Raw genomic sequence first — 8,866 nt, 5'->3', positions numbered from 1 at the left:
GGCATGGATCTGCGCCACGTTCTGGAAGCGGGTGGGGGTGCCCTCGCCTGTACGGCCGCAGCAGCGGGCACGTTCCAGTACGTCGCGGGGGCGATCGATTGGGTGTTCGTCCTCGGGATCGGACTGTGTGCCGCCATCGCCGGCTCTGCGAACTATCAGGCCCGCACCGGTCACAGCGAGCACGTCGCCGACGAAGCGCCGACGGTCGACGGTGAGCGCTTCGACGATTCGGTCGACTAGCCGAACCGATCTAGCCCCGACTGGGTCCGCTGGCGGCCGGGCGGATCGGGGTCCCACGGCGTCCGCTCGTCGCGGAGGCGCTCGCGGTCGATCTCGGGTACCTCACTCGCCTCGAACCCCCCACAGTCGCCTCCGCATTCCTCGTTTGCGTGGACTGGCCGGTCCTTCCACGCGCAGTAGGGCAGGCCGTCGGCGTCGGGTCGACACTGGCGGCAGGCCGGCATATCGTAGGTGCGCCACCCCTTGCCGTAGGCGCGCTCGGCGATCCGTCGTCGCAGGCGCGCCTTCTCGCTGGCCGTGACGATCCGCACGTCGGTCCGCCCGGGGTGCTGGTCGAGCAGTTCGACGCCCGGTTCGTCGACTGGGAGCGCGGCCGCCTCGCGCACGACCTCGCGCTCGCCGGTCTCGGGATCGAACCGCCAGACACCGACTTCTTCGGGGATGCGATTCAGGTGCGCGCCGGTGACGTGGGACGCTGTCGCCAGCACGACTTCGTCCGCGACCGCGAGCGACACGTCGGTTCGGAGTTGCGCTTCCAGATCGCCGGGGCGGCCCAGATCGGGTTTGTTCTCGATGGCGACGATCCGGTCGAACCAGTCGGGGTAGCGTGTCGTCTGGCGGACGTAGGTGCGCCCGCCGCGTCGCTCTCGCTCGAAGAAGCCACGCTCGACGGCCAGTTCGATGGCCCGTTCGGCCCGGTCGGGGTGGCAGTCGAAGGCGTCCTTCCAGTAGCGTGCCCGCCCCGGTCCCACGTCGGCCTCGATGGCCCCACTGGGCAGTCGCTCGGGTGTGATCGCCGCTCGCTCGTCGAACGCCGGCCCGGGGTCGACGCTGACGACATCGACGACCCGACGGCCGTGGACGCTCGCACCGAGCTGTCGGGCCACGACCGACTCGCGCTCGATAGCGCGACACAGCGCGACCTCGAAGGCGAACTCCCGCACGCTCGGAGCAACGGGATCGACGGACAAAAGCGTAGCAGCTACCGACTGTCGGACGCATCCGGCCGGTGGTGTGTGACTAGCGTTTCGAGCGTCTCCAGTGTGAGAGATCCGCTCACTTGCGATACCTCCTTTCTCTCGTGGGTGATTGGCATGGTATTTTATGACGTTCCCTGCTGTAGGAATCCAGTGATGGCAACCGTGGGTGATGCCGGTGGGTGTGCTGGAGTGATCGACGTGCTCGTCGTCGACGACGAACCTCAGCTTGCGGATATGGTCGGGATCTATCTCGAACGGACCGACGACGAGCTGTCGGTGGCGACGGCGACCAGCGCCAGCGAGGGACTGGACGCGCTCGATGACGCCGTCGACTGCGTCATCAGCGACTACCACATGCCACAGATGGACGGGCTTGCCTTCCTCGACCGCGTCGGCGAGCGCGTCCCCGACGCCGTTCGCATCCTCTATACCAGCGACGACGACACCGATCTGATGATCGCGGCCCGGGAGCATGGGATCGACTACGTCCACAAAGAGGTCTCGACGGCCCAGTACGCGGCGATGGCGACCCACATCCGTCGACGCACCACCGTCGAACGCCGATAGATCGTGTGTTGCTTTCGCAGGCCCGCGAGCGTCTGCGGGCGCAAACAGTAGGTTTATCACTCGCAGGAGGCGAATCCCTACCAAGATTACTCCCGAGATGACATCGCACAACCAACCGGAGGTGAACATCGGACTCGTCGGCCACGTCGACCACGGGAAGACGACGCTGGTCCAGGCACTCTCAGGCGAATGGACTGACCAGCACTCAGAGGAGATGAAACGTGGTATCTCTATCCGTCTGGGCTACGCGGACGCCACGTTCCGCCGCTGTCCCGAAGCCGAGGTTCCCGACGCGTTCACCGCGGCCGAGCACTGTGAGGAGCACGACGTCGACACCGAGGAGGTCCGAACGGTTTCCTTCGTCGACGCCCCGGGTCACGAGACGTTGATGGCGACGATGCTGTCCGGTGCGGCGATCATGGACGGTGCCGTCCTCGTGGTCTCCGCGACCGAGGACGTGCCACAGGCCCAGACCGAAGAGCACCTGATGGCACTGGACATCATCGGCATCGACAACATCGTCATCGCCCAGAACAAGGTCGATCTGGTCGACCGCGAACGGGCCGAGGACAACTACGAACAGATCAAGGAGTTCGTCGCCGGCACCGTCGCCGAGGACGCTCCGATCGTCCCGATCAGCGCCCAGCAGGAGGTCAACATGGATCTCCTGATCGACGCCGTCGAGCGCGAGATTCCGACGCCCGACCGGGACCCGGACGCAGACCCCCAGATGCTCGTCGCGCGCAGTTTCGACATCAACCGTCCGGGCACGACCTGGGAGAACCTCAAGGGCGGCGTCCTCGGTGGCTCGCTCGTTCAGGGTGAACTCGAAGCCGACGACGAGATCGAACTTCGCCCCGGCCGCGAGGTCGAGGAAGGCGGCCAGAGCGAGTGGCAGCCGGTCACGACCGACGTTCGGTCGTTGCAGGCCGGCGGCGAGACTGTCGAGACGGCCACGCCCGGTGGTCTGCTGGGAATCGGTACCGGTCTCGACCCGTCGCTCACGAAGGGTGACGCGCTGGCTGGCCGCGTCGCCGGCCCGCCCGGCACACTGCCGCCGACCCGCGAGCGCTTCGAGATGGACGTCGACCTGCTCGAACGGATCGTCGGCGACGAGGGCGGCGAGGTCGACGAGATCTCGACCGGCGAGCCGCTGATGCTGACGATCGGCACCGCCACCACTGTCGGCTCGGTGACGAGCGCACGCGGTGGCGAGTGCGAAGTCGCGCTCAAGCGCCCGGTGTGTGCACAAGCCGGTGCGAAGATCGCGATCAACCGACGTGTCGGCGCGCGCTGGCGGCTCATCGGCGTCGGCACGCTCCGTGAATGATCGTCTTGGACACGAACGCACTCATGATGCCGGTCGAATGCGACGTTCGCGTGTTCGAGGAACTCGATCGACTGGGGTTCGACGCGGTCGACTGTCTCGTCCCCCGGTCGGTACTCGCGGAACTGGAGAAACTCGCAGACGGTGCCAGCGAGGAAGCGACGGCGGCCAGCGTCGGTCGCGATCTCGCAGACCGCTGTGGCGTCCGCGAGGCGTCGGCCGATTACGCCGACGACGCCGTCCTCGAACTGGCCGGTCACGACGACGTAACACACGCTGTGACGAACGACGCACCCCTCAAACGACGGTTGCTGGATCGTGGCGTTCCAGTAATTAGTTTAAGGGGTCGGAACAAACTCGCCATTACTCAACCATAACATGTACAAACGGGTTCGACTCCGCGACACGGTGGAAGTGCCGCCACGGCACCTCGCAGACGTGTCTCCAGATCTGGTGAAGAAGCTCCTGCAGGACAAACTCGAAGGACGGATGGACGAAGACGTCGGGTCGGTCGTCTCGGTCATCGACGTCCACGACATCGGCGAGGGTGCCGTCCTCCCGAACAAGCCCGGCGTCTACTACGAGGCCGAGTTCGACGCGCTGACCTACGATCCCCAGATGCAGGAAGTCGTCGACGGCGAGGTCGTCGAAGTGGTCAACTTCGGTGCCTTCGTGGGAATCGGTCCGGTCGACGGCCTGCTGCACGTCTCCCAGATCTCTGATGAGTATCTGGCCTACGACGAGGAGGGACAGGCGCTCGCCTCTCGCGAGTCCAACCGGACGCTCGGGACCGGCGACGCCGTCCGCGCACGCATCGTCACCAAGAGCATCGACGAGCGCAATCCCCGCGACTCCAAGATCGGCCTGACCGCAAAGCAGGTCGGACTCGGCAAGCACGGCTGGCTCACCGAGGAACGGGAAAAGCGCGCCGCACAGGCTGACGCCGGTGATACCTGATGGCTGACCGACTCGTCTGTCGCGACTGCCATCGCGTCCAGCCAGCCGAGGCCGAGGAGTCCTGTGAGGTCTGTGGCTCGACCTCGTTGACCGAGGACTGGGCCGGCTACGTCGTCATCGCCCACCCCGAGACCTCCGAGATCGCCGAGGAGATGGAAGTGACCGAACCCGGGCAGTACGCGTTGAAAGTTCGCTAACGTGTCCGGGTTCGTACTCGACCTGCCAACGTCGCTGCGCGCCGACCTCAAGGAGCCGCTGGGGCCGATCTACACCGACGCCGACGCACTGCTTGCTGACGCGACCGAACCGATCGTCGCCGTCGGCGACATCGTTACCTACCACCTTTTGAACGCCGACGAGACGCCAGCGGTCGCGTTCGTCGACGAGCGAACCAAGCGCACCGACGTGGACGAGACGGTCCGCGAGACGGTCACAGCCGACTACTTCGACCATCGGCGGACCGTCGAGAACCCACCGGGGACGATCACCGAGACACTGCTCGACGCGCTCGTCGCCGGGCTTGCCGACGACGGGTCGACGCTGATCGTCGTCGACGGCGAGGAGGACCTCGCTGCTCTGGCGGCGACACTCGCGGTGCCAGCGGGTGCCAGCGTCGTCTACGGCCAGCCAGACGAGGGGATGGTGCTGGTGACGGCCGACGACGCTGCTCGGGAGCGCTGTCGCGACCTCGTCGCTCGGATGGACGGGCCGACCGACGAGGCGTTGGCGCTGCTTTCAGGCGAGTAACACCGGCTTTCGTCCGTGAGTCCGTCGCCGCGAGTCGCTGCGAGACGAGTCCTTACTACCGAACAGTTCCGCCGTACTAGCGCCGCTCTCGTGTAGCTTCCACGTTACAAAGCGCCGTGGTACCGTCTCTGTTCGTATGCGAGACAGCAAAACAGCGACAGGTCTCGACATCGGAACGCTCCGCCGTGACGTGATGAAGGGACTGGGTGTCGGGACGGCGGTCGGCCTCCTCGGTGGGGCCGCGAGTGCACAGACTGACGACGAGAACGGCGACGGTGGCGACGAACAGGCGGGCGACGGCGGGCGAGTGGCTGGCGACAACACCGTCCACATCGTGCGGACGCTGATCGGCCCGCCAACCAACCCCGAGCGGCCGGCGGATTTCTTCTACCAGCCGACGGGGTTACACGTCCAGCCCGGTGACGTGGTACGGTTCGTCTTCCAGACGCCGGATCACAACGTCACCTCGTACCACCCGGCGTTCGGGATGCAGCGACGGCTTCCCGACGGCGTCGCGCCCTTCTCGTCGCCGGTCATGGGCTGGGACCCCGACTCACTCCCCGACGACATTGCCGAGCCACCGGCTGAGCCCGGTGAAGGCGGCGAGGAGACCGACGAACAGTCGGGCGACGGTGCGGACGTTCGGCCTCGGCCAAGTACGTGGCTCCACACGTTCGACACGCCCGGCGTGTACGACATCGAGTGTGCGCCACACGAGGCGTTCGGCATGGCGATGCGGGTCGTCGTCGGCGACCGCACCGACACCGACTTCGAGGTGTCGGACCCGTCGGCACTACCCGAGCCACGTGCCGGCCCGGTCGGTCTCGCGCGCATCACGCTCACCGACCCGAACCTCCGGCCGGACGTGATCCGCGAGCGCGGCCGGGTCGAGTGGCAGGCACTCGAAGCGAATCGGAGCGGCGACGGGACCAGCACGGAAACGGAGTCGGGGACCGGGACGGAGGCTGGCACGGCTACGGAGACGGAAACTGGGGGTTCGTAGTTCGCTCACACCAGCACGTGGACGTGACGCACGAGCGAGCGGTGCACTCGCCGTTCGAAGCGGGATTCGACGGTCCAGCCGGCGTCTCGGGCGGACGCCTCCCACGACCGGTCCGCGACGAGTACCGCACGCGGTGCGATCCGATGGGCTTCCGCGAGCGCGCCCGCAACGACGGCGTCGAGTTCCCCTTCGATCTTCGACTGGCGGCCGTAGGGGGCGTCGAAGACGACGGCGTCGGCCGCGCTATCTTGGATCGGGAGGTGGGTCGCGTCGGCACGCGCGAGGTCGTAGTCGCCGTCGAGGTAGGCATCGAGGTTCTCGCGCGCGCCCCGGACCATCTTGGCCTGTGCGTCCGTGCCGAGGACAGTCGCCCCGACGAGTCCCCCCTCCAGCAGGACACCGCCGGTGCCACACATCGGGTCGACGAGCAGGCGGTCCTCGCGCGCGCCGGCGATGTTGACCAGCGCGCGGGCCTCCATGGGGTCCATACTGCCGGGCTGGGCGAACGGGCGGTCCATCGGCGCGCGCTCGGCGTAGTCCCGCACCGACGCGGCCGCCTGCCAGCCCAGCGCACAGACGCCGTCGGCGTCATCGGCGACCTCACTGGCATCCGTGGCGCGCTGCTCGCCCGCGGCAAAGAGCGCCCGAAGTTCGTGGTCCGGGTCGTCGAGGTCGACCGTGAATCCGCGCTCGACCAGCACCGCACCGAGTTCGCGCTCGACGCGCTGGGTGTCGATTTGGGTCGTCGACCGCACGTCGACCGCTCGCACCGCGATACTGCCGGTCCGGTCGATGCTCGCGGCGTCGAGTAGCCCGGCGGCGTCGGCGACGGTCGGCTCACAGGTCCCGAGCAGGGCGCTCGCGTGGTGGGTGAACGCGAGGTGCTCGATCCGGTCGGTGATCCCGCGCGCCGTCGCCAGTCCGGGCGCGAGCGGGGTCACGTCGCTGGCGGCGCTCCGGGCTTCCCGGATCGCGAACGGATCGTCCTGTCCGGCGAGTTCGAGGACGTACACGCCCCGACGTGGGTGCCTGTGGGGTTTCAGCGTGCCGGTCTCGTCCCCGTCGCAGTGGCATAAATAGTACACGAGTGACATTACTGGCGCTCGACCTGTCAGGTCGTGCCATCAACCTTTATAAGCCTTAAATACGTGTTTTAAATCGAGACATGGTTGACCCCAAGGAAACCATCAATATCGAAAACGTCGTCGCCTCGACTGGCATTGGGCAAGAACTCGACCTCCAGAGCGTGGCGATGGACCTGGAAGGGGCGGACTACGATCCCGAGCAGTTCCCCGGTCTCGTCTACCGCACACAGGAGCCGAAATCGGCGGCTCTGATCTTCCGTTCGGGCAAGATCGTCTGTACCGGTGCCAAGAGCACCGACGACGTCCACCAGAGCCTGCGTATCGTCTTCGACAAGCTTCGTGACCTGAACATTCAGGTCGACGACGATCCCGAAATCGTCGTCCAGAACATCGTGACCTCCGCGGATCTGGGGCGCACGCTCAACCTCAACGCCATCGCCATCGGGCTTGGCCTAGAGAACATCGAGTACGAGCCCGAGCAGTTCCCCGGTCTCGTGTATCGCCTCGACGATCCCGACGTGGTTGCGCTCCTGTTCGGTTCAGGAAAGCTCGTCATCACGGGTGGGAAAGAACCCGACGACGCCAAGGAAGCCGTCGACAAGATCGTCTCTCGACTCGAAGACCTCGGCCTGCTCGAATAACGGTTCGTCCGTTCTCGCCGATTTTCTCCCCTCGTAGCTCCCGCTCTCCCTTCGATGCTTCCATTATGGGGCTCGCCCTAGCGACGGGCATGCTCCCTCTGCAGAGTGTCGCCGGTAGCGGTCTGCTGGCGATCGTCGTCACGCTGCTCGTGACGTGGCTGTTCTACGCCGTCACGCTCCACCTCGCTGCGACGTTCTTCATCGGCGAGGTCCCCAGCCAGCGGGCCGCGTACGCCGCCGTCGCGCCAGCGATCGTCTCCTTGCTCCTCCAGCAGTACGGCGGCACTGGCCTGCTCGTGCTGGTGACGATCGGCGCGACGCTCCTGACGGATCTGTTCGCGATCAGCTACGTCTACCGACTGAAGTGGTCTTCGGCCGCACCGCTCGTCCTGCTGCACTTTGCCTTTGCCGCCGTGCTTGGCTTCGCGCTGAACAACATCTTCGGACTCGTGTAGGACCCATTACTGTGTGATCGCAGTGGCGTGCTGTGTGGCGGACGAGCGAGTGATTCGATGGCACTCGGCTGCACGCGACCGTTTCGAGTGCAGCGTGGTCCAGTCGAGACTGTACACGAACGGGGTCGCTCCTGCGAGTCGATTCGGAAACGCTTAACCGCGCCGACGGGAACAGCCGTGTATGGCTAAGTTCGAAGAAGCGTCCGAGCGGCTCCTCAACAAGCAGATCTGCATGCGCTGTAACGCGCGCAACCCAGCCCGAACCGAGAAGTGCCGCAAGTGCGGCTACAAGAAGCTCCGCCCGAAGGCCAGCGAACCCCGCTCGACCTGAGCCGTCGCTCTTCTCGTGTCCTCGCCTATCGGTAGGCATACCTCTCTTCGCAGTGAGCGGTCCCCATGCTCGCGATCGCGCCCCTCCTGCTCGCGTTCGTCGGCGGTCTCGTGCTCGCTGGCTACGGCTCCCTGCAGTACTACCGCACAGCCCTCGGGAACCCATACGACGCGACGACCGCGGGAACGGTGCTCGAATCCGATCTCGACGCCGACGCCAGTGCTCGGCGGGGCGACTACACGCCCGACGTGCGCTACGAGTACACCGTCGACGGTATCACCTACGAGCACGACCGGGTGCGGGCGAACACGTCGCCGCTGGATCGCCGTGGCGGGACCGTGTTGCTGGGTGAGTACCACGACGACGCCGACGTGACGGTCCACTACGATCCTGACGACCCCCAGCGTGCGGTACTGGTCCCACCGGAGGGCGGGCAGTCGTGGCTCGTCCTCTTTGCCGCCGGCGCGCTCGTCGCCGCCGGGGCGGCCGTCGTCGGCGTGGTCCTGTGATCGCGGCCGAATCCCACAGAACCT

At 66.4% G+C, this 8,866-nt stretch carries 14 protein-coding genes; 12 read left to right on the top strand and 2 right to left on the bottom strand.

Annotated features, from left to right (window positions below):
- Window positions 1-3 precede the first annotated feature (3 nt).
- Window positions 4-240 (top strand): hypothetical protein, encoded by a 237-nt coding sequence (locus AC5FRW_RS03715; RefSeq protein ID WP_493567081.1) that lies wholly within the window; start codon window positions 4-6, stop codon window positions 238-240.
- Here AC5FRW_RS03715 and AC5FRW_RS03710 read toward each other — a convergent pair.
- Complete coding sequence (locus AC5FRW_RS03710; protein WP_493567080.1) at window positions 237-1,184, bottom strand: DUF5787 family protein; 948 nt, start codon at window positions 1,182-1,184, stop codon at window positions 237-239. The two genes, AC5FRW_RS03715 and AC5FRW_RS03710, sit on opposite strands and share 4 nt — an antisense overlap.
- Before the next feature lie 189 nt (window positions 1,185-1,373).
- Here AC5FRW_RS03710 and AC5FRW_RS03705 point away from each other — a divergent pair, with 189 nt between their 5' ends.
- The 7 genes from AC5FRW_RS03705 (at window position 1,374) to AC5FRW_RS03675 (ending at window position 5,821) form a co-directional block, all read left to right on the top strand.
- Window positions 1,374-1,787, top strand: a complete 414-nt coding sequence (locus AC5FRW_RS03705) for a response regulator (RefSeq protein ID WP_493567079.1) — start codon at window positions 1,374-1,376, stop codon at window positions 1,785-1,787.
- Window positions 1,788-1,884: 97 nt separating this feature from the next.
- Window positions 1,885-3,117 (top strand): translation initiation factor IF-2 subunit gamma, encoded by a 1,233-nt coding sequence (locus tag AC5FRW_RS03700; protein WP_493567078.1) that lies wholly within the window; start codon window positions 1,885-1,887, stop codon window positions 3,115-3,117.
- Window positions 3,114-3,491, top strand: coding sequence for a PIN domain-containing protein (locus AC5FRW_RS03695; protein WP_493567077.1), 378 nt, complete (start codon window positions 3,114-3,116; stop codon window positions 3,489-3,491). The genes AC5FRW_RS03700 and AC5FRW_RS03695 overlap by 4 nt, the downstream gene beginning before the upstream one ends.
- 1 nt (window position 3,492) lies before the next feature.
- Entirely contained in the window at window positions 3,493-4,071 is a 579-nt protein-coding gene (locus tag AC5FRW_RS03690) for a DNA-directed RNA polymerase (RefSeq protein ID WP_493567076.1), read from the top strand.
- Window positions 4,071-4,268 carry a transcription elongation factor subunit Spt4 gene (spt4, locus tag AC5FRW_RS03685; RefSeq protein ID WP_493567075.1) on the top strand — a complete coding sequence of 66 codons (198 nt, stop codon included), beginning with the start codon at window positions 4,071-4,073 and terminating at the stop codon, window positions 4,266-4,268. The genes AC5FRW_RS03690 and spt4 overlap by 1 nt, the downstream gene beginning before the upstream one ends.
- A gap of 1 nt (window position 4,269) precedes the next feature.
- On the top strand, window positions 4,270-4,818 hold the full coding sequence (locus AC5FRW_RS03680; RefSeq protein WP_493567074.1) for a GTP-dependent dephospho-CoA kinase family protein: 549 nt from the start codon (window positions 4,270-4,272) through the stop codon (window positions 4,816-4,818).
- Window positions 4,819-4,954: 136 nt separating this feature from the next.
- Window positions 4,955-5,821: a plastocyanin/azurin family copper-binding protein gene (locus tag AC5FRW_RS03675; protein ID WP_493567073.1), complete on the top strand. Its 867-nt coding sequence runs from the start codon at window positions 4,955-4,957 to the stop codon at window positions 5,819-5,821.
- 5 nt (window positions 5,822-5,826) lie between these two features.
- Here the strand turns inward: AC5FRW_RS03675 and AC5FRW_RS03670 are convergent, their stop codons facing one another.
- Window positions 5,827-6,834 carry a methyltransferase domain-containing protein gene (locus AC5FRW_RS03670; RefSeq protein WP_493567378.1) on the bottom strand — a complete coding sequence of 336 codons (1,008 nt, stop codon included), beginning with the start codon at window positions 6,832-6,834 and terminating at the stop codon, window positions 5,827-5,829.
- Between the two features lie 152 nt (window positions 6,835-6,986).
- Here AC5FRW_RS03670 and AC5FRW_RS03665 point away from each other — a divergent pair, with 152 nt between their 5' ends.
- The 4 genes from AC5FRW_RS03665 to AC5FRW_RS03650 all read left to right on the top strand — a co-directional run bounded on the left by AC5FRW_RS03665 (window position 6,987) and on the right by AC5FRW_RS03650 (window position 8,842).
- Window positions 6,987-7,547: a TATA-box-binding protein gene (locus AC5FRW_RS03665; protein WP_493567072.1), complete on the top strand. Its 561-nt coding sequence runs from the start codon at window positions 6,987-6,989 to the stop codon at window positions 7,545-7,547.
- A 65-nt stretch (window positions 7,548-7,612) separates the two neighbouring features.
- Complete coding sequence (locus AC5FRW_RS03660) at window positions 7,613-8,002, top strand: DUF7473 family protein (protein ID WP_493567071.1); 390 nt, start codon at window positions 7,613-7,615, stop codon at window positions 8,000-8,002.
- A 181-nt stretch (window positions 8,003-8,183) separates the two neighbouring features.
- Window positions 8,184-8,333 (top strand): 50S ribosomal protein L40e, encoded by a 150-nt coding sequence (locus tag AC5FRW_RS03655; protein WP_493567070.1) that lies wholly within the window; start codon window positions 8,184-8,186, stop codon window positions 8,331-8,333.
- 65 nt (window positions 8,334-8,398) lie between these two features.
- A complete protein-coding gene (locus tag AC5FRW_RS03650) occupies window positions 8,399-8,842 on the top strand; it encodes a DUF3592 domain-containing protein (RefSeq protein WP_493567069.1) in 444 nt (147 codons plus the stop codon).
- Window positions 8,843-8,866 lie beyond the last annotated feature (24 nt).

It is taken from the genome of Halomicrobium sp. HArcht3-1, from assembly GCF_058933345.1.
Note: the sequence above shows the minus strand (reverse complement) of the source record. Positions and strands in the feature narration are given on the sequence as shown.

Bases quoted from the DNA above. Each gene is read 5' to 3' on its own strand.
- AC5FRW_RS03715 (WP_493567081.1), top strand. From the start codon at position 4: ATGGATCTGCGCCACGTTCTGGAAGCGGGTGGGGGTGCCCTCGCCTGT.
- AC5FRW_RS03660 (WP_493567071.1), top strand. From the start codon at position 7,613: ATGGGGCTCGCCCTAGCGACGGGCATGCTCCCTCTGCAGAGTGTCGCC.
- AC5FRW_RS03650 (WP_493567069.1), top strand. From the start codon at position 8,399: ATGCTCGCGATCGCGCCCCTCCTGCTCGCGTTCGTCGGCGGTCTCGTG.
- AC5FRW_RS03665 (WP_493567072.1), top strand. From the start codon at position 6,987: ATGGTTGACCCCAAGGAAACCATCAATATCGAAAACGTCGTCGCCTCG.
- spt4 (WP_493567075.1), top strand. From the start codon at position 4,071: ATGGCTGACCGACTCGTCTGTCGCGACTGCCATCGCGTCCAGCCAGCC.
- AC5FRW_RS03695 (WP_493567077.1), top strand. From the start codon at position 3,114: ATGATCGTCTTGGACACGAACGCACTCATGATGCCGGTCGAATGCGAC.
- AC5FRW_RS03690 (WP_493567076.1), top strand. From the start codon at position 3,493: ATGTACAAACGGGTTCGACTCCGCGACACGGTGGAAGTGCCGCCACGG.
- AC5FRW_RS03655 (WP_493567070.1), top strand. From the start codon at position 8,184: ATGGCTAAGTTCGAAGAAGCGTCCGAGCGGCTCCTCAACAAGCAGATC.
- AC5FRW_RS03675 (WP_493567073.1), top strand. From the start codon at position 4,955: ATGCGAGACAGCAAAACAGCGACAGGTCTCGACATCGGAACGCTCCGC.
- AC5FRW_RS03705 (WP_493567079.1), top strand. From the start codon at position 1,374: ATGGCAACCGTGGGTGATGCCGGTGGGTGTGCTGGAGTGATCGACGTG.
- AC5FRW_RS03700 (WP_493567078.1), top strand. From the start codon at position 1,885: ATGACATCGCACAACCAACCGGAGGTGAACATCGGACTCGTCGGCCAC.